We start from the raw sequence: 19484 nt of genomic DNA on the forward strand, positions 1-19484 counted from the left end.
CGGGATACAGCCTCGCTGGTGACAGCAAGCCCATTCAACAGCCGTAACTGTATAGGTATAATGCATCGCATGGAAGCCCCGGACCAAGATTTTCCCGTTCAAGACCTGTTGCGCCGCCTGATGGCAGATACACGCTCGTCCAGCGAAATAGCGCGACTCTCCGGGGTCAGCCAGCCGACCGTATCGCGCCTGAGGCTTTCGAACGGGCATCGGCTGCGCCGCAGCGCGCCATTCAATAAGCTATGCAGTTTCTATGGTGTCGATACCGGGCCGTCGCGCCGCCAGTACAACGACCTGCTGCGCGACGCGATCGTCGACGCATGGGATGGGTCGGACGAGCACGGGCGCGCGCTGCTGGTCGTGATCCAGGGGTTGAAGGGGTTGCAGGCGAAGGCGGATGATGGGTGATGGGGGTGTGCGGGACGCTGGATGTCCGCCGCTGCGATTGCGATCGGCAGCGGCTTGCTGCTAGTCGCTGATCCCGAAGTGCAAAAGCCAGCGTCCGTCACGCGCGATACGGGTACAGTAAAGCACCTACTGCTCCAGCCCCACCACCAGCGGCCGCTGATCGCTACGTCCGTGATCGTCGACCACCCGCACCGTATAACTACCGGCCGTACCCGGCTGCCAGAACAGCGCATCGCCCGGCGCACTGCGCCCGACAAACGCGTCGTTGACGAACCAGTACAGCGCATGCGCGCTCGCATCGGCCGTCGCGTTGAACGCGATGCGCGTCTCCTCGGTATGCTTCACGCGCATCGCATACGTACTCCCGCGCAGCGGCGACGTGATGCGCGGCGGGTCGCCCTCGACCTGCCCCGCGTCGCGGCAGTCCGCATTCTGCGGCGGCCGCCGGCGCGGAATGCCGGCCTGCATGAACACCTGCTGCAGATCCGACGGCCAGAACTCGAAGATCTCCGTATGCGTGCGCTTGCCGTCGTACGGCGGGCACGCGGCCTTCCCTGTCGCGTCGTCGATCACGACCGGCCGGTGCACGGTACTCACGCGAATCGGCGACGTGCCCGGAATGAACCACGTCCAGCCCTGCTGCGGGCACCACTCGTTCGGCAAATCGCCGCTCGCGAGGCAGATCCGCACACGCTTCAGCTTCGGCGGCACCGCGCGCGGCAGCTCGACGAGCGTGCGCTCGGCATTCAGCGCATCGACGACCTGGAAGAACAGCGGCGCCGCCGCATCGACGCCGACGAACGCCGTATTGGTCGAGTTGTCGAAGTTGCCGACCCACACGACCAGCACGTACGGGCCGAACACGCCAGCCGTCCACGCATCGCGGAACGACCATGACGTGCCGGTCTTCCAGTAGACCGGCACGCTCGATGGCTGCGCGCCGCTCGTCTCGTCGGGGCGCAGATGCTGGCGCAGCATGTCCATCGTCATGTAGCTCGCCTCGGCGCTGAGCAGACGCCGGCCGGGCAACGCCGGTTCGTCCGCGCGCAGCCGCAGCGGCCGGAACTCGCCGCGATTCGCGAGCATCGCGTAGAGCGCCGCGAGATCCTGCATCGTCACTTCGCCGCCGCCCAGCACGAGCGCGAGCCCGTAGTGCTGCGCGCTCGCGAGCCGGCGCACGCCGGCTTCCTGCAGGAACCGGTACAGATCGGGTGACTTGAGCTGCGACGCGACCCACACGGCCGGCACGTTGCGGCTGCGGTTCAGCGCATCGGTCGCGGTGATCGGCCCGAGAAAATGGCCGTCGAAATTCTCCGGCGCATACGGGCCGAACGCGGTCGGCACGTCGCGCAGCACGGTCTGCGGGTGCAGCACGCCCTGGTCGAAGCCGAGCGCGTAGATGAACGGCTTGAGCGTCGAGCCCGGTGAACGCCGCGCGAGCGTGCCGTTCACCTGCCCGTCGATCGTGCGGTCGAAGAAGTTCGCGGAGCCGACGAGTGCCTTCACGCCCATGTCGCGCGTATCGACGAGGATCGCCGCCGCGTTGCGCACGCCGCGCGTGTCGTTGCGCGCGACATAGCGTGCAATCTGCCGCTCGAGCGTGTGCTGCAGGTCGAGATCGAGTGTCGTCACGAGCCGCGCGTCGGCGTCGCTGTCGTTCGCCGCCGCGCTCGCGGCCGTGCGCCACGCGCTGCGTGCGGCGAGCGCCTGGTCGACCGCATGCGGCGCATCGAACGGCAGCGCGGACAGCGGCCGCATTGCCAGCGGCAACGCGAACAGCGGCTTGAACGATGCATCGCCCGGATGCTTCGTCAGCCAGCGCGCATACAGCCGGTTGCGCGACGCGGCCAGCGCGCGGTTGATTTCGTCCTGCCCGCCGCGCACCCGCCGCGCCGGGTCCTGCGGAATCACCGCGAGCGCGAGCGCCTCGGGCAGCGTCAGCGCGTCGGGCATCCGGTCGAAATAGACGACGCTCGCGGTGCCCGCGCCTTCGACGTTGCGACCGTACGGCGCATCGTTCAGATACGCTTCGAGGATCTGCCGTTTCGAATAGAAGAGTTCGAGCTGCACCGCGCGCGCGACCTGCTCGAGCTTGCCGGCCGGCGTGCGCGTGTTCAGCCGCCACAGCGAGCGTGCGAGCTGCATCGTCAGCGTCGAGCCGCCCTGCGGATTGCCGCCGCGCACATACGTGATCCACGCGCCGCGCGCGAGCCCGTACGGATTGAAACCGGGATGCCACCAGAACCAGCGGTCCTCGTGCAGCATCACGGCTTCGACGAGTTGCGGCGACATCCGCTCGAGCGGCACCCACAGCCGGTAGCGGTCGTCCTTCGCGAGCGTGAGCCGCAGCAAGCGGCCCCGTGCGTCGACCACCGCGACCGACGACGGTTTCCAGTCGCGCAGCGGCGGATGCGGCCACAGCCGGCAAGCGGCCAGCACGCCGAACACGAGCAGCGCGCCGGCGATCCAGTTCTGCCAGCGATGCAACCAGCGGCCGGCGCCGTGCAGCACGCGCCGGAGCACCGAAACGTCGTCAGCCACGCGCGGGCGCTCCTCGCACCCGGCGCGGCCGGTAACGACATTGAAGCCTCGTCGTCATCGCACGCGCTCCACCGTCAGCGTCGTACCGCCGGGCGCCTGTGCCTGCAAGCGTCGGTCGTACATCGACTCGCCGTATGCCGGCGGCGCGACGAAGCGGCCCGCGTTGCTCGCCTTGATCCGGTAGACGAACTCGCGCACGTCGGTCGTCGCGGTGCCGTAGATCACCACGCGATCCTCGCGCACGTCCGCGAACTGCGGCTGCCACGTGGAACCCTTCACGCCGATCGGCGAACGCCACGGTGCGTCGGCCACCGGCGCCGACGCGCCGCCATCGCCACTGCTGTCGCCATCCGGTGCGTCGGTGACGGGCGGCGGCGCGATCACCGGATCGAAGCCGCCCGGCAACAGGTCGACGATCGCGACGTTGCCGACGCTCGCGTTGCCCGTCGCGCGGATCTTCAGGTGCACATCGATCTCCTGGCCGACCGTGATCTTGTCGAGCGGCTTGCCGTCCGTGCCGGTGTAGTCGCGCACGATCTCCAGCCCGTTCTTGATCGCCTTCGTCGACGTGCCGCGGTCGTAGCCCGACTGGCTCGCGATCCACCACGCGGGCAGCGTGCTGCCGTTCACGAAATCGACGCGCGACGCACCGGCCGACCACGTGCCCGAGCGCACGAGGTTCGCCTGGATCAACGACACGTCTTTCGGCGCGGCGCCCGCGCGGACCTCGTCGATCGAGAGCTGGTCGAGCTGGCCCGCGCTCGATGCCGCGTACGCATCGAGCGCGAGGATCGTCATCGCCGACGACAGCGTGTTGTAGCGGTTGTCGACGAGCGGCGCGGCGAGGTTGTCCATCGCGCGCGGCGACAGCTTGCGCACGCGGTCCGGGAAGTGCTTCGCGATCAGGTACAGCACGCTCGCGTCGCGCGTCAGCGGATCGAGGTAGTAGCCGGTCACGTAGCCGCCGTCGGAGGCGCGCTTGCGCTCGAGCAGCGCTTGCGGGCCCGCGATCAGCGCCGCGGCCTCCTTGTCCTGCTTCAGCAGCTGGTACGACGCGGCGAGCCACGCAGCCGCGAGATCGTTCTTCCAGTCGTTCGGGTACGCATCCTGCAGCCGCTTCTGCACGGCCGCGAGGCTGTTGGTCGTCACGTTGCCCTGGCGCGTCAGCAGATACACCGCGTACGCGCGCTGCCGCAGCAGGTCGGGCGAGCCCAGCGAATCGTTCGCTGCAAGCTTCTGCAGATACGCGTTCCCCGCGTCGAGCATGTCCTTCGGCACCGCGATGCCACGCTCGCGCGCGTCGAGCAGCACGTGCATCGCGTACGCGGACACGAACGGATCGGCGTCGGGCGTCGCGCTCCACAGGCCGAACCCGCCCTGCGCGTTCTGCCGGCTGCGCAGCACGCCGAGGAACTGCGTGATCGCCGCCGCGTTCGTCGCGTCGGCGCCGGCGTCGGTCGCATGCATCGCGCTCGTCAGCGCGCGCACCGACAGCCACTTCGCCGCGAACACGCGCGGCACGGCCGCGCTCACCAATTGCTCGCTGCAGTAGTGCTCGAAGTTGACGAGATACGACGACAAGCCTTCGGACAGCACGAGCGGCGCGGTCGAAATGCTCGCGTCGCGCGATGCATACGCGTCGTACATCGGCCGCAGGTTCGGCACGCTTGCCTTCTTGCCCGGATCGAGGCGCGCGATGTCGAGCTGCGTGCGGAACGCGGCGGCCGGCCGCACCGATACGTCGACACGCTGCTGCGCGCCCTTCGCGCCATAGCGCGCGCCGAACGACAGCGAACCCGAGCCGAGCGTATCGGTCGCCTTCACGCGGAACATTGCGACACCCTCGTGCTGCGGCGCGAGCGCGACGTTCTGCGTGACCGGCCCGATCACCTGCAACTGCGGGCCTGTCTTCAGCGTGACCGCGACCGGCACCGGCTGGTTGCCGGCGCCCGTCAGGTTGTTCGCGACGCCGACGCTGACGTCGGCCTCGTCGCCCGGCGCGAGCGTCGTCGGCACGTTCGGCGACAGCACGAAATCGCCGCGCACCGTCGTCGCGCCTTCGAACGTGCCGACCAGGTCCGGCGACACCGATACCGCCATCACGCGCAGCTTGCCGTTGAAATAGTCGGGCACGGTGTAGCTCAGGCGCGTGTCGCCGTTCACGTCGACGATCCCCGACCAGTAGACGACCGGTTTGTCGCGCTTGCGCTTGAACGGGTTCAGCTGGCGGCCGATCGCATCGTCGGCGTCGCCGCCGGGCGCGGCCATCGCCATCAGCTTCTCGAAGTCCGGCAGGATCAGGTCGAGGATCTGCGACGTGCCGACTTCGAGCATCCGCTTGCGGAAGAAGAACTTCAGCGGATCGCCGAGCTTGTAGCGCGCGACCTGCAGGATGCCCTCGTCGACAGCGAACACGACGACCTTCGCGGGCTTCGCCGAATGCACGGTGAAATTCACCGTGTCGCCGGGCTTCACGAGCGCGGGCGCATCGACCGACACCGCGTTGCGGCGCGCATCGAGGTTCACGGAGAACGGCACGACGCCGTAGCTCAGCGGGCTCATGAAGATTTCATCGGACGACGGATCGCGGATGTATTGCACGTTGATGTAGCCGTTGCCCTCGAAGCCAGCCGGCACCGTGATGTGCTGGATCGAGCTCGTCGTGTCCGCATGGAACCACGCGTGCGCATACACCTTGTCGCGCTCGATCGTGATCAGGCCGCTGCCCGCGTAAGGCGCGCGGATCGCGATCTCGACCTGCTCGCCCGGCTTGTAGTCGTGCTTCGCGAGGGTCACCTGCAGCTCCGCGTTGCGGTCGAGCGAACGCGTGACGTTCGCATCGCCCGTGACCGAATACTCGATCCGGTTCACCGCCGCGCCGGCCGCGTCGCGGATCACGAGCGCATAGCTGCCCGGCTTGTCGGTGCGCAGCGTGAAGTCGAGCCCGCCCGCCGGAATCGTCAGCGGTTTCTCGTCGACCGGCACTTCCTTGAGCCGCGAATCGTATTTGTACGCGCCGGAATCCTGCTTGGTCAGCACCGACACGTAGCGCTCCTCGACGAGCTGCGCGCGCAGGTCCTTCACGTCGATCGCCTTCGCGTTCGGATCGATCGCGACGAGCCGCACCGTGCGCGGGCTGCCACGCTTCACGTAGCCGAGATCGTCGACCGACTTGTAGCCGACGAGCCAGTCGTTGTTCGAGACAAGCGTCTGCGCATTCGCGGCGACGCTGCGGCCGCCTTCCGCTTCATAGGCCTTCGCCTGGAAGTAGAGCTGGTAGGTCGCGTCCGCGTACTTGTCGAGATCGAGATCGAACTCGGCATGGCCCTTGTCGTCGGTCGCGCCGTCCTGCAGCGTCGTCGTATAGCCCTCCTTCGCGCGGCGGGCATCGAAGAAGCGATAGCCCTGCCAGCTGCGGAACGACGGCCATACCGGGCGCAACGTCAGCGTCGCCGCGACGCGGCGCTTCTCCGCCGGCGTGCCGAACAGGTTCTGCGCATCGACGATCCCCTTCAGCCCCTTCGGCTTCACCCATCCTTCGACGACCTGCTGCGACAGCTTCGCGTCGACCTTCATCCGGTCGGGCAGGAACTCCTTCACCTGCACCGTCGTGCTGCCGATCGGCTCGGCACCCGGCTGGCCGTCCTTGACGATGTAGAGGTTGACCGTCCACGTGCCGGTCGGCGCCGTTTCGGCCGTCGTATAGCCGAGCTCGGTGAAACCCGTCGCATCGACCGTCACCGGCTTGCGCTCGACGGTGATCCCGCGCGGATCGACGATCTCCGCCTGCAGCGGCACGCCGGCCGGGCTGCGCGCCCAGCTCGCCGCACGCACGATCAGGCCGATGTGGAACGGATCGCCGGGCCGATACAGGCCGCGATCCGAGAACAGGTACGCGGACAGTTGCCCCTGGCCCGTCGCATTGCGCTCGCCGTCGACGTCGAAACGCGAGAAGTCGAGCTGGCGATCGCGGCCGGCCACCGGCAGGAACGACAGGTCGGTATCCTTCTTCACGACATACAGCTGCGGCCGCTTCTCGCGGTCGAGCCCCTTGAACGCGGGGAAATGCACGATGCCGTCGGCGCCGGTCGTCTGCGTGAACAGCGCCTGGCCGTTCACCGCGAGCACCGACACGGTTGCGCCCGCAACCGGGCGGCCGTTGCGGATCGACTGGACGAACACGTCCTGGCTGCCGTCCAGCGCCTTCTTGACCAGCATCCCGAGATCGGTCACGACGATCAGGCGCGTGTCGCCGAGCGCGTTGTCGCTGTCGTCGCCGTTGCCGTTGTCGTTGCTGTCGCCCGAATCGGCGCTGTCGGACGAATCCTGGCTGCCGTCGCCGGACGATGCATCGCTGTCCTTCGCATCGTCGGCTTTCTTCTTCTCGGCCGCCGGATCGTACTTCGTCAGGTGCAGCAGGAACACGCCGCGCTTGCCGCCTTTCAGGTACTGGCCGAGATCGATGCCTTCGTAATGCGCCTTGCCGGGGTCGCCCGCCGGGAACGCACGCGTCTGCACGAAGCGCTCGACGATGTGATCCTCACTGAACGAATACGACAGCTCGGGCCGCGCGTACGTGCCGTTGTTGAAGCTCACGAGATGCTGGAGCTGGTCGGGCAGCACGCGGCCGATCTCGACCTTCATCCCCGGCAGGTTGCGCGACACGACCGACAGCCGCTTGCTGCCGCTCATCGACAGCAGCGAACCGTCGGCCATGAAGCGCAGCAGCTTCGGATAGTCGGGCACCGTGAACGCGGTCGTCACCGGCTCGGCGAGCAGGTAGCCGCCCGCCGATTTCAGGTCGCCCGCGAAACGCACGACGATGCGATCGCCCGGCGTCGCGTGATACTTGAAGCTTTGCAGCGTGGCGTAGTCGTTCTCGGTCGGCACCGCGTCGAGCGGCAGCGGCTTCGACTGCTTCAGCACCGCATCGCTGATGTCGGCCACGTTCCATTCGTACGGCGGATCGTCGTCCGCCTGATCGACGCCCGGCTTGCGCTTCGGCAGCACCCACGCCTTGGCGCGCGCGGCCAGGTCGGCGCTGCGCACGCCGTCCGACGCTTCCGCGACGAGTACCTGCTCGGGTTCGTAGCGCTCGTTGTCGACGAGCGTCGGCGCGATGTTGTCGATCGACAGGCTGTAGAGCCCCGGCACGTCGACCGAAGCATGCAGCACGTCAGGCGTGCCGTTGCCGCCGCGCGCGCTCTTCACGCCCTTGTCGACGTCGAGCCGTGCCACCAGCGGATCGCGCGGAATCTCGAGCGGCTGCGAGTAGACCCACGCGCTCGTCTTCATCTTGTCGTAGTTGACCGTATAGCGCAGCGGCGTCGAATTCTTGCCGTCACGGCCGACCAGCACGAGGCCGATGCGCTTCTCGAACTCGGCCGGATCGACCGGGTAGTTGAAGCGCAGCTGCAGCAGCGCCTGCTTCTCCGCCGGATTGTCGGGGTTCTGGTAGAACTCATTGTTGCCGACCGTTGCGGCGAACGCCGGCAGGTCGAATGCGAAACGGTCGTCGTGCATCGTCACCTGCGGCGCGAACACCCGGTGCACCGCGAAACGCACCTCGACGTGCGCGCCGACCGGCCAGTCGGCCGCCGGCGTGAAGCGCAGCGTCTTGTCGTCGACCCACTCCCATGCGCCCTTCAGCGCGGGCGTCATCTCGATGCCGTCGCCGGCCGGCTTGCCGACCCGTTCGATCGGCGCCGCCGATTGCGCGAACACGACTTCGAGCGGATGCACGGTGATCTTCGGCTTGTCGGTGTCGTCCACCTCGTAGGTGGTGATCGCCGGCGCCTTCACGGTGAAGCTGACGGTTTCGGGCTCGGGCGGCTTCGGGCGATGCTTGAGCCAGTACCCGCCGTAGCCGAGCGCGGCCGCGAGCAGCACGAGGCCGCCGGCATGCCACGGGCGGCGGCGCACGGCCGCGGCGGTGATGCCCATCCACGCGGGCGCCGTCCACGACACGTCGCCGACCAGCGGCCGCAGCGCGCAGCCGAGCAGCCACCAGACGAAGCCCGCCACGCGAATCGGCAGGAGCAACAGGAAGCGCAGCAAATCCATTGTTATTTCCTTGTCAAGGACATGCTGCCTGATGCGGCAACCTTCCCCGAATTGTTATGGGTCTTGTGACGGCGCGGCCCGGTTGCGCCGTAATTGCTTGGTATGTTCGACCGGATGCTGGGCGCCATTATCGATCAGACCCGAAACGATGGAAACATCGCCGTGCCGGCGCGCAACGCGGCCGAATGACCGGCCGGTCGGGCGGATTTCGGCTCGCCGGCCGACCGCTGCACGCGCTCGCGCCGCCTTCGCTAAAATGCGCGACCCGGCATGATTCGAATCAAAATGAAAGGAAACCGCTTGAAACTCCCGTTCGAATGGCAGATCGGGCTGCGCTATGCGCGCGGCGGCCGGCGCTCGGCCGGCGACGGCTTCGTGTCGTTCATCGCGGGCGCCGCGATGGCCGGCATCGCGCTCGGCGTCGCCGCACTGATCGTCGTCTTGTCGGTGATGAACGGCTTCCGCACCGAAGTGCGCGACCGGATGCTGTCGGTGCTCGCGCATGTGGAAATCTTCTCGCCGACCGGCGCGATGCCCGACTGGCGGCTCACCGCGCACGAATCGCTGCAGAATCCAACGGTGCGCGCCGTTGCGCCCTATGTCGACGCGCAGGCCCTGCTGACGAACGCGGGCAGCGTGACGGGCGTCGCGCTGCGCGGCATCGATCCGGTGCTGGAGCCACGCGTGTCCGAGATCGCGCGCAAGCTGAAGACCGGGCGGCTCGACGCACTCGTGCCGGGCGAGATGGGCATCGTGCTCGGCTCGGCGCTGGCCGACGCGCTGCACGTGAAGATCGGCGACCGCATCACGTTCTTCGCGCCCGGCAACACCGCGCGCATCGGCGACGCGCTGCCGCGGTTCCGGCAGTTCAACGTGGTCGGCACGTTCGAGTCGGGCCACTACCAGTACGACAGCGCGCTCGCGTACATCCATCTCCGCGACGCGCAGACGCTGTTCAACGTGCGCGCACCGACCGGCATCCGGCTGCGCCTCGACGATCTGCAGCGCGCGCCGGAGATCGCGCTGGCGCTGTCGCGCACGCTGTCGGGCGACCTCTATATCCGCGACTGGACGCGGCAGAACCGCACGTGGTTCGAAGCCGAGCGGCTGCAAAAACGCATGCTGTCGCTGATCCTGATGCTGATCGTCGCGGTCGCCGCGTTCAACCTCGTGTCGTCGCTCGTGATGACCGTCACGCAGAAGCAGGGCGACATCGCGATCCTGCGCACGCTCGGCGCGCCGCCCGGGTCGATCATGAAGATCTTCGCGATCCAGGGGATGACGATCGGCCTCGCCGGCACGCTCGCGGGTGTCGCGCTAGGCTGCGCGATCGCGGTGAGCATCCCGTGGGTGCTGCCGGCGATCGAGCAGTTGCTCGGCATCCGCTTCCTGACGCCGTCCGTGTACTTCCTCAGTTCGCTGCCGTCGAAGCTCGCGGCGACCGACGTGATCGAGATCGCCGCGGCCGCGTTCCTGATGTCGTGCGTCGCGACGCTCTACCCGAGCTGGCGCGCCGCGCGGGTGCGGCCGGCCGAGGCGTTGCGCGACGAATAGGCGCGCAGCGGCCGGTGCCCGGCGCTGCGGGGCGCGTCGTCATGCGATCTCGTGCAAACCGATGCTGTTGCGGCCGTTCAGGATGTCCTCGAACGCGGCCCCGAAGCCGACGTCGATCAGGCCCGCGCGCCTGCCGTCGGTCTTCTGCCCCGAGTCGTCGACGAAGATCGCCGCGCCCGACGACAACTGACGGTCGGTATCCAGCAGCGCAAGCGTGCCGCGCGCGCTGCCGGCCGACGGGTCGAACTTCAGCGGCGTGCCGTCCTGCGTGGTGAAATGCCCACTGACCTCTTCGAACTTCTGGTTGCGCGCGACGGACGCGTTGATCTCCTTCATGAAGAGGAAGTCCGCGTCGGCGCGCTGGCTGGCCACCTTGCGATCGTCGTCCGTGAACGTCTCGCCCACGGCGGCCGCGCCCTGCCCGGCAAAGTCGACGGCCTGCTGGTGAAACTCGCGCGTCGCGAGCACGAGGCCCGCGTTCGCGTTCAGCGTCGACTCCACCCACGCGCGGTCACTGTCCGTCATCGTCTTCGACACGACCTTGATCCGGCCGTCGTCGGTCTTGAAGTCGAACTGCGCGTCGGCCAGGTCCGGGCGCTTCGCGATGATCTCGTGCATGCTCGTCGCGAGCTGGCTGGTGACGCCGCGCAGCTTCGTCGACAGGTCGCCCAGCATCGACATCTGCTTCATGCGCGCCGCCTGCATCGCTTCCTGATCGAGCGCCCGGATGGTCATCGGCGTGTCCGGCGGTTTCCCGGTGGTCGCGTCCGTCTGTGGGCGCCCGTCGAGCGTCGCATCCTGCGCCATCTGCACGAGCGAAAGGCCGCTCGCTGCCGTGACTGAAATCGTCATGCCCTCTCTCTCCTTTCAATCTGTTTTTTACCGTTTACGGACAGATTTCCCGGAAATTTAGACCGATCGCATGGCGATCGCCCGGCGCGCCTGGAAACTTTGTTTGACTCAAACTAAAAAAGTTTGACACCGAGATTTCACTGAGATAAGTTTTGCGCAAGCTTCCGGAAAGCATTCCGGCCAGCCCCGCCGACTCGCGTCGCGCTTTCCTGCCGTTGCAGCACCGCCGTTCGCAACATCCCCGCCGCATCGCATCGTGCCGTTCCGTTTCATCTGAAACCTGAAGGAAGATCGGGTATGCCCGCATTTGATTCGCACTCCTGCGTTCATTTCGTACCGCCTGCCTCGCATCGACCGTGCGGCACGAACCAGCCGCCGCGCTGACGCTTTCCGTTCGGGGCGATGCCGTCGCCCCGACACCCGCCGGTTTGTGCGATGCGTGACGCGCGTCGACGCCGGCCGTGACACCCGGGCATCGCGCCCGGCGCTTTCGAAGGTGCCGTTCCGTTTCATCCGATGCAGCACCCGGCCGGGCCGCAGGGGGCATATCGCGGGCCGTCCGGTTCCGGACAATCACAACAAGAGGTCGACAATGGACATTCATCGAACCGGATTGCGTCGCGCGTGGCTTCCCGCACTCGTTGCAGCCGCGACGCTCGCCGCATGCGGCGGCGACGACGGCGGTAGCGTGGCGGGCGTCTCCGCGCTCGCGCAGGGCCAACAGGAGGGGGCCGCCGCCTCGGCGGCCGACAAGCAGTCGCTGGCATCACGCATTTCGCCGTCCGGCGTGCCGTACGCCAATCCGGCCAGCAGCGGCCGCTACCGGCCCGTGATCGCGAACGGCCAGGTGCAGCCGTCGCTGTCGGGCGGCACGATCGAGGAGAACGCGTGGGTCGACACGCCGGTCGATTCCGACGGCGACGGCACGCGCGACCGCATCCACGTGCGCATCGTGCGCCCGAGCGAAACCGCGAACGGCGCGCGCACGCCCGTCATCGTGCTCGCCAGCCCGTACTACGCGGGCCTCGCCGACAGCCCCGACCACAACGTCGACGTCGAACTCGACGGCACGCCGCACCCCACCGCCAACGCATCGGCCGCCGCGGCCGCATCGACGTCCGCGCGCATCATGGCCGCCGCGCCGCAGGTGCGGCTGCAGCAGCAGGTCGAAGCGGCCGCCGCCGGGCGCTCGTGGATCGAGAGCTACTTCATCCCACGCGGCTTCACGATCGTCTACGCGGATTCGCTCGGCACCGCCGGCTCGGACGGTTGCCCGACGATCCTCACGCGCGACGAATCGGTCGCGATGGCATCGGTGATCCGCTGGCTCGGCCGCGACGCGACCGCGAAGGACGCGAACGGCAAGACGGTCGTCGCGAACTGGTCGACGGGCCACGTCGGCATGTACGGCGTGTCGTACGACGGCACGCTGCCGAAGATGGTCGCGAGCCTGCGCACGCGCGGGCTCGACGCGATCGTGCCGGTCGCCGGGCTGACGAACATGTACGGCTACTACCGCTCGGGCGGGCTCGTGCGCGCGCCGGAAGGCTATCAGGGCGAGGACGTCGATGTGTACATCAAGGCGCTGCTGACGAACGCGCATCCGGAGCGCTGCACGCACCTGATCGACGAAGCATTGCAGCAGGAAGACCGCAAGACCGGCGACTATTCGCCGTTCTGGGCCGCGCGCGACATTCCCACCGCATACGCGGTCGCGCCGGCGCTCGTCGCGCAGGGGCTGACCGACGACAACGTGCGCGTCGATCAGTCGACGTCGTGGCATCTCGCGATGCGGCGCCAGGGCGTACCGACGCAGCTGTGGCTGCATCGCCTGAAGCACACCGACCCGACCCGCGTGCCGGCGATGGCCGATGCGTGGACCGCCGAAGTGAACCGCTGGTTTACGCGCTACCTGATCGGTTTCGACAACGGCGTCGAACGCGATCCGCGCGCGGTGATCGAGCAGGCGGACGGCACGCTGCTGAAGGAAGCGGACTGGGCCGCACGCCACGCCACGCCGGTCACGTATTTCGCGGGCGGCGACGGCGCGGGCACGGGCACGCTGCTGCGACTGCCGACCGGCGGCCCGCTCGCCCGTTTCACCGACGATGCGCGCATCACCGCGCTCACGCTGGCGAACGCGCCGACGGGCGAGAACCGCAGCCGTTTCGAAACCGCGCCGCTCACGGCCGCGACACGCCTGTCCGGCGCCGCGACCGCACGCGTGAGGCTGATCTTCACGGCGGTAGCCAACGTGACGGCCCTGCTGGTCGATCGTGCGCCGGACGGCACGGCCACGATCGTCACGCGTGCGTGGACCGACCCGCGCAACCGGTGGTCCGAGTGGCGCTCGGAGCCCGTGCTGCCCGGGATGCCGTACGACCTGAAGCTGACGTTCATGCCGCGTGACTACAAGCTGGAAGCCGGCCACCGGCTGGGGCTCGTCGTGCTGTCCAGCGACAACGAGGCCACGCTGCGGCCGACGCCGGGCACCGGGCTGACGCTTGACCCGGCCGGTACGTCGGTGACGGTGCCGCTGGCTTCGCTCACGGGCGCGTAGCCCCACGCCGGCTGCCGGTGTAACGGCACAGCGTCCCCCGCCTGCGCGCCGGTCGGCGCCGGCGGGGGTTCGCTGCAAGAAGGTAACGTGTGCGATAGGCTGCGAAAGTCGAATGCCAACGGAAAACGCACATGATCCCGATCAGCGCCAAGGCGATCGTCCGCGACGGTCGCTCCGTCCTGTTCCTGCGCAATCCGCGCGACGAATGGGAGTTGCCGGGCGGCTGGCCCGAAGCGGGCGAATCGCTCGAAGAAACCATCACGCGCGAAGTATGGGAGGAATGCGGAATCGTCGCATCGGCGATCCGCTACGTCGCGAGCCGTTCGTGCGAAGTCGTGCCGGGCAAGCGCGTGCTCATCGTGTGCTTCCAGTGCGAGGTCGATCGTCATGAAATCGTCCTGAGCGACGAGCACCGTCAGTTCGGCTGGATCGACCTCGATGCCGACAAGCCGGCGAACCTGCCGGCGTTCTATTGGGAATTCTGCGCGCAGGCGGCCTGAACCGCGCCCGCCCCACGCTCAAAGCGGCGTCAACACCGGCTGCCCTGAAAAGTGCCGCGCCGCGTTGTCGATGAACTGCCGCACCGACCGATCGAGCGCCTCGGGCGACCAGCCGCCCATGTGCGGCGTCAACACGACGCTGTCGAGATCCGTCAGCGCACGCGGCGGCTCCGGTTCGCCTTCGTACACGTCGAGCCCCGCGCCCGCGATGCGCCCTTCGCGCAACGCTTCCGCCAAAGCAGCGGTATCGACAACGCTGCCGCGCGACACGTTGACGACGAACCCGCCGGGGCCGAGTGCATCGAGCACCGCACGATCGATCAGGTGCCGCGTGCCCGCGCCGCCCGGCGTCGCGACGATCAGGTAATCGGCCCACTGCGCGAGCGCGTCGACGCGGTCGAAATAGCGGTAGGGAACGTTCTTCTCCGACCGGTTGTGATAACCGATCTCGATATCGAAGCCGGCCGCGCGGCGCGCGCACTTCTCGCCGATCTTGCCGAGCCCGACGATGCCGAGCTTCTTGCCCGATACGTTCGGCGGCATCGGCAGCCCTTCGCGCCACACGCCCGCGCGGGTTTTCGCATCGAGCCGCACGACGCCACGCACCGCCGCGAGCAGCAGCGCGAACGCGTGATCGGCGACGCAATCGTCGTTGGTGCCGGCGCCCGTCACGACCGTGACGCCGCGCGCCTTCGCATGCGCAACGTCGATATGCTCGTAGCCGGCGCCGAGCGCGCTGACGAACGTGAGTTGCGGAAGACGATCGATCTCGGCGGCGGTGAGCCCCGTGCTGCCGTTGGTCAGCACCGCGCGTATCGTGCCGCCGTATTCGGCGATCGCGCGTTCGCGTTCTTCGGCAGTCGGGGCATAGCGCACGTCGAACGACGCGGCGATCTCGCGATGCGCGTCGCCGCGCAATGCGATGAGGACCAGCAGCTCGGGCTTCATGGCAGGAAGTGTCCGCAGGCGGGAATGGATTTCAGTGTAACAAGCCCGCGTGACGGATGCGGGTTATCCCCACGCGGGCTGTGGGCACGCCGCCGCGCACGGTTTGCCAAAGCCGGCTCAGTCAAGTAACTTTCGGCGTACGCCCCCGTCCTGGAGATTGGCTCATGAAGCTCGCCCTGCCCGCCCGGATCCTGGGCCTCGCATTCGCCGCCGCGCTCGTCGCGCCCGGCGCACACGCCGACACGCCCGTCGTGGTGTCGTCGAAGATCGATACCGAAGGCAACCTGCTCGGCAACCTCATTGCGCAGGTGCTGAAGGCCCACGGCATTCCGGTCACCGAAAAGATCGCGCTCGGCACGACGCCGATCGTGCGCAAGGCGCTCACGAGCGGCGAGATCGACATCTACCCCGAATACACGGGCAACGCCGCGTTCTTCTTCAACAAGGCCGACGATCCCGTGTGGAAGAACGCAAGCCAGGGCTACGACACCGCGAAGAAGCTCGACTACGCGGCGAACCATCTCGTGTGGCTCGCACCGGCGCCCGCGAACAACACATGGGGCGTCGCCGTGCTCGCGCCGGTCGCTCAGTCGCAGCACCTGAAGACCTTCTCCGATTTCGGCAAGTGGGTCGCGGGCGGCGGCAAACTGAAACTCGCCGCGTCGGCCGAATTCGTGAACAGCGCGTCCGCGTTGCCTTCATTCGAGAAGGCGTACGGCTTCAAGCTGAAGCCCGAGCAGCTCGTCGTGCTGTCCGGCGGCGACACGGCCGCGACGATCAAGGCCGCCGCGAACCAGACCGACGGCGTGAACGCCGCGATGGTCTACGGCACCGACGGCGGCATCGCATCAAGCGGCCTCGCGGTGCTCGACGACGACAAGCACGTGCAGCCCGTCTATGCGCCGACGCCCGTGATCCGCGAAGCCGTGCTGAAAGCCCATCCGCAGATCGCCGACTACCTGAAGCCCGTGTTCGCGAGCCTCGACCTGAAGACGCTGCAGTCGCTGAACGCGCGCATCCAGATCAACGGCGAGCCGGCGGCCGGCGTCGCGAAAAGCTATCTGAAATCGAAGGGCTTCGTTAAATGACGGATCGCGCGGCGGCGTCCGCGCGGCGCGTGACACCCGACAAGGTCGGCATCCTGATCGGCGTACTGACGATCGTCGCCGTGCTCGGCCTGCCGTTCGCGGTGCTGCGGCCGAACCGGATCGCGGCCGGCGCCGACCTGTCGGTGTTCGCCGCGCTGCCCGCCGTACAGGGCGCCGCACTCGCCGCGCTGTGGATCGCCGGCGCGCTGTGGGCGATGACGGCAAGCCGCCCCGCCTGGCGGCTCGTGGCCGGCTGCGCGTGGCTCGCCACGCTCGCTTACGCGGTCGGTGCGGCCGCGACGCACGTCGTCGCACCCGACGACACGCTCGCCCGCGTGTCGCCCTCCTCCGGCGTCTGGCTGCTGCTGTTCGCGTGGGCCGTGCTCGTCGCCGACGCACTCGCACGGCTCGCATTCGGCCCGTGGCGGCGTCTCGCCGCGCTCGTCGTCGCGATAGCGGCGATTTCGGTGCCGCTCGCGAGCGGCTGGTGGGACGGCCTCTCGGTGATGCGCGAATACGCGGTGCGCAGCGACGATTTCTGGCGCGAGGCGCTCCGGCACGTGTCGCTCGCGGGCGGCTCGGTGGCCGCCGCGCTCGTCGCGGGCGTGCCGCTCGGCATCGCCTGCGCGCGCATCGCGGCGGTGCGTACCGTCGCGATGCCCGTGCTCAATGTCGTACAGACGATCCCCAGCATCGCGATGTACGGGCTGATGATGGCGCCGCTCGGTTTGCTCGCCGCGCACGTGCCGCTCGCGGCCGCGCTTGGCATCCGCGGCATCGGCGTCGCGCCGGCCGTGCTCGCGCTGTTCCTGTACTCGCTGCTGCCGATTGCGTCGAGCGTCGTGGTCGGGCTCGGCCAGGTGCCGCCGCACGTCACTGAAGCGGCGCGCGCGATGGGCATGACGCGCGCGCAGCGGTTGCTGCGCATCGATCTCGCGCTCGCGCTGCCGGTGATCCTGAGCGGCGTGCGCATCGTGCTCGTGCAGAACATCGGGCTGACCGCGGTCGCCGCGCTGATCGGGGGCGGCGGATTCGGCACCTTCATTTTCCAGGGGATCGGGCAATCGGCCGCCGATCTCGTGCTGCTGGGCGCGATCCCGACGATCGCGCTCGCGCTGGTGGCGGCCGTCATGTTCGAAGCCGCGACCACGCTCGCGAAGGGGCGTGCAGGATGATCGAGATCGAACGCGCGGGCAAACGCTTCGGCGACATCGTCGCCGTCGACGACGTATCGCTGACGATGAAGCGCGGCACGATCACCGCGCTCGTCGGCGCATCGGGCAGCGGCAAGTCGACGCTGCTGCGCATGATCAACCGGCTGATCGCGCCTACCAGCGGCACGATCCGCATCGACGGTGTCGATACGGCCACCGTTGCGCCCGAACAGCTTCGCCGCGGCATCGGCTATGCGATCCAGGGGCACGGACTGTTTCCGCACTGGAGCGTCGCGCGCAACATCGCGACCGTGCCGCGCCTGCTCGGCTGGCCGGCCGATCGCATCGATGCGCGCGTGAACGAATTACTGGACCTGTTCCATCTCGCGCCGGCCGAGTTCGCGGACAAGCTGCCGCACGAACTGTCGGGCGGCCAGCAACAACGCGTCGGCGTGGCGCGCGCGCTCGCGGCCGAGCCCGCGATGCTGCTGATGGACGAGCCGTTCGGCGCGCTCGATCCGATCATCCGCAACAAGGCGCAGGACGACCTGTTCGCGCTGCAGCGCCGCCTCGGCATCACGGTCGTGATCGTCACGCACGATATCGAGGAAGCGCTGAAGCTCGGCGACACGATCGCGGTGATGGATGCCGGCCGGCTCTTGCAGGTCGCTTCGCCGGCCGAGATTCTCGGCAAGCCGGCGGCCGGCGTCGTCGAGCAGCTCGTCGCGGGCGTCGACCGGCCGCTGCGCCTGCTCGCGCTGACACCGATCGACGCGGTGGCCGAACCCGGTCATGCCGACGGCGAACCGATCGCCGCGACACGCACGCTGCGCGATGCGGTGTCCGAGCTGCTGTGGCGCGGTGTCGATGTGCTGCCGGTCGGAGATGGCGACGGCAACAACACGCGCCGCATCACGCTCGATGCGATCCGCGCGCACGCGAGGAAGCCCGCATGACGACGCACGGCGTGCGGCCTGCGCGTGCGGCGCTGCCCCGGCGGCTGCCGGCCTATGCGGCCCGCGCGGCCGCGCTCGCACTGCTGCTCGTGCTGCTGTTGCACCCTGCATGGCTGCAAGGGCTGTTCGCACCGTTCGCGGACAACGGCGCGCCGGTCATCTACGATCGCGCGAGCCTGCTCGACCTCACGCTCGCGCATCTCGGCACGGTCGCGCTGTCCAGCCTGATCGGCACGATCGTCGCGGTCGCGGCCGGCATCGCGGTCACGCGGCCGTGGGGCGCGGATTTCCTGCCGGTCGCGCGCAGCGTCGTCGACATCGGCCAGACGTTCCCGCCGGTCGCGGTGCTCGCGCTCGCGGTGCCGGCCGTCGGCTTCGGATTGAAGCCCGTGCTGATTGCGCTCGTGCTGTATGGCCTCCTGCCCGTGTTCGAAAGCACGATCGCGGGGCTCGAGGACGTGCCGCGCGACGTCGTCGACGCCGCGCGCGGAATGGGGATGAGCGGCTGGCAGCAACTGGTATCGGTCGAGCTGCCGCTCGCATTTCCGGTGATCGTCAACGGGGTCCGGCTCGCGGTCGTGATCAATCTCGGCACCGCGACGATCGGCTCGACAGTCGCCGCGCGCGGGCTCGGCGACGTGATCATCGCGGGGTTGCAGACGTCGAATACCGCATTCGTGCTGCAGGGCGGCGTAATCGTCGGGCTGCTCGCGGTGCTCGTCAGCGATGCGATCGGCGCGATTGCACGGATGGCGGCCGCGCGACGCGCGTAAGGTTCGCGGCGCAGCACGCTTTATGCGTGTGTTAAAAAACGTCAGCGCGAGATTGTGCGGCGTTTATCCGGACTACGATGCGTGTCC

General features: G+C 68.4%; 12 protein-coding genes. 8 read left to right on the top strand and 4 right to left on the bottom strand.

Annotated elements, in window-relative coordinates; translation table 11 throughout:
• Window positions 1-69: 69 nt before the first annotated feature.
• Window positions 70-408, top strand: a complete 339-nt coding sequence (locus tag LGN17_RS09690; protein ID WP_011354126.1) for a helix-turn-helix domain-containing protein — start codon at window positions 70-72, stop codon at window positions 406-408.
• Between the two features lie 126 nt (window positions 409-534).
• Here the strand turns inward: LGN17_RS09690 and pbpC are convergent, their stop codons facing one another.
• Both pbpC and LGN17_RS09700 read right to left on the bottom strand, forming a co-directional pair.
• Window positions 535-2949, bottom strand: coding sequence for a penicillin-binding protein 1C (gene pbpC / locus LGN17_RS09695; protein WP_226196224.1), 2415 nt, complete (start codon window positions 2947-2949; stop codon window positions 535-537).
• A 54-nt stretch (window positions 2950-3003) separates the two neighbouring features.
• Window positions 3004-9012: an MG2 domain-containing protein gene (locus tag LGN17_RS09700; protein ID WP_226196226.1), complete on the bottom strand. Its 6009-nt coding sequence runs from the start codon at window positions 9010-9012 to the stop codon at window positions 3004-3006.
• Window positions 9013-9312: 300 nt separating this feature from the next.
• Here LGN17_RS09700 and LGN17_RS09705 point away from each other — a divergent pair, with 300 nt between their 5' ends.
• Window positions 9313-10566 (top strand): lipoprotein-releasing ABC transporter permease subunit, encoded by a 1254-nt coding sequence (locus LGN17_RS09705; RefSeq protein ID WP_226196228.1) that lies wholly within the window; start codon window positions 9313-9315, stop codon window positions 10564-10566.
• Between the two features lie 39 nt (window positions 10567-10605).
• Here LGN17_RS09705 and LGN17_RS09710 read toward each other — a convergent pair whose 3' ends face one another.
• On the bottom strand, window positions 10606-11418 hold the full coding sequence (locus tag LGN17_RS09710; RefSeq protein WP_226196231.1) for a hypothetical protein: 813 nt from the start codon (window positions 11416-11418) through the stop codon (window positions 10606-10608).
• Window positions 11419-12010: 592 nt separating this feature from the next.
• Here LGN17_RS09710 and LGN17_RS09715 point away from each other — a divergent pair.
• Both LGN17_RS09715 and LGN17_RS09720 read left to right on the top strand, forming a co-directional pair.
• Window positions 12011-13978 carry a Xaa-Pro dipeptidyl-peptidase gene (locus LGN17_RS09715; protein ID WP_226196234.1) on the top strand — a complete coding sequence of 656 codons (1968 nt, stop codon included), beginning with the start codon at window positions 12011-12013 and terminating at the stop codon, window positions 13976-13978.
• Between the two features lie 131 nt (window positions 13979-14109).
• A complete protein-coding gene (locus LGN17_RS09720; protein WP_226196236.1) occupies window positions 14110-14478 on the top strand; it encodes an NUDIX domain-containing protein in 369 nt (122 codons plus the stop codon).
• A gap of 18 nt (window positions 14479-14496) precedes the next feature.
• Here LGN17_RS09720 and LGN17_RS09725 read toward each other — a convergent pair whose 3' ends face one another.
• A complete protein-coding gene (locus tag LGN17_RS09725; protein WP_226196238.1) occupies window positions 14497-15426 on the bottom strand; it encodes a 2-hydroxyacid dehydrogenase in 930 nt (309 codons plus the stop codon).
• A 164-nt stretch (window positions 15427-15590) separates the two neighbouring features.
• Between LGN17_RS09725 and LGN17_RS09730 the strand changes: the two genes are divergently transcribed.
• From LGN17_RS09730 to LGN17_RS09745, 4 genes are read left to right on the top strand one after another with little or no spacing between them, the layout of a single operon-like run.
• Window positions 15591-16514, top strand: coding sequence for an ABC transporter substrate-binding protein (locus LGN17_RS09730; protein WP_175954673.1), 924 nt, complete (start codon window positions 15591-15593; stop codon window positions 16512-16514).
• The gene (locus LGN17_RS09735) at window positions 16511-17689 is read left to right on the top strand and encodes an ABC transporter permease (RefSeq protein ID WP_226196240.1); all 1179 of its coding nucleotides are present in this window, start codon (window positions 16511-16513) and stop codon (window positions 17687-17689) included. The genes LGN17_RS09730 and LGN17_RS09735 overlap by 4 nt, the downstream gene beginning before the upstream one ends.
• On the top strand, window positions 17686-18624 hold the full coding sequence (locus tag LGN17_RS09740; protein WP_226196242.1) for an ABC transporter ATP-binding protein: 939 nt from the start codon (window positions 17686-17688) through the stop codon (window positions 18622-18624). Before LGN17_RS09735 ends, LGN17_RS09740 begins: the two co-directional genes overlap by 4 nt.
• Complete coding sequence (locus LGN17_RS09745; RefSeq protein ID WP_226196244.1) at window positions 18621-19397, top strand: ABC transporter permease; 777 nt, start codon at window positions 18621-18623, stop codon at window positions 19395-19397. The genes LGN17_RS09740 and LGN17_RS09745 overlap by 4 nt, the downstream gene beginning before the upstream one ends.
• Window positions 19398-19484 lie beyond the last annotated feature (87 nt).

This window comes from Burkholderia sp. AU30280 (genome assembly GCF_020420125.1).
Lineage (GTDB): Bacteria > Pseudomonadota > Gammaproteobacteria > Burkholderiales > Burkholderiaceae > Burkholderia.

Coding starts and splice junctions, on each gene's coding strand:
- LGN17_RS09745 (WP_226196244.1), top strand. CDS start 18,621: ATGACGACGCACGGCGTGCGGCCTGCGCGTGCGGCGCTGCCCCGGCGG.
- LGN17_RS09735 (WP_226196240.1), top strand. CDS start 16,511: ATGACGGATCGCGCGGCGGCGTCCGCGCGGCGCGTGACACCCGACAAG.
- LGN17_RS09720 (WP_226196236.1), top strand. CDS start 14,110: ATGATCCCGATCAGCGCCAAGGCGATCGTCCGCGACGGTCGCTCCGTC.
- LGN17_RS09690 (WP_011354126.1), top strand. CDS start 70: ATGGAAGCCCCGGACCAAGATTTTCCCGTTCAAGACCTGTTGCGCCGC.
- LGN17_RS09725 (WP_226196238.1), bottom strand. CDS start 15,426: ATGAAGCCCGAGCTGCTGGTCCTCATCGCATTGCGCGGCGACGCGCAT.
- LGN17_RS09710 (WP_226196231.1), bottom strand. CDS start 11,418: ATGACGATTTCAGTCACGGCAGCGAGCGGCCTTTCGCTCGTGCAGATG.
- LGN17_RS09700 (WP_226196226.1), bottom strand. CDS start 9,012: ATGGATTTGCTGCGCTTCCTGTTGCTCCTGCCGATTCGCGTGGCGGGC.
- LGN17_RS09730 (WP_175954673.1), top strand. CDS start 15,591: ATGAAGCTCGCCCTGCCCGCCCGGATCCTGGGCCTCGCATTCGCCGCC.
- LGN17_RS09715 (WP_226196234.1), top strand. CDS start 12,011: ATGGACATTCATCGAACCGGATTGCGTCGCGCGTGGCTTCCCGCACTC.
- LGN17_RS09740 (WP_226196242.1), top strand. CDS start 17,686: ATGATCGAGATCGAACGCGCGGGCAAACGCTTCGGCGACATCGTCGCC.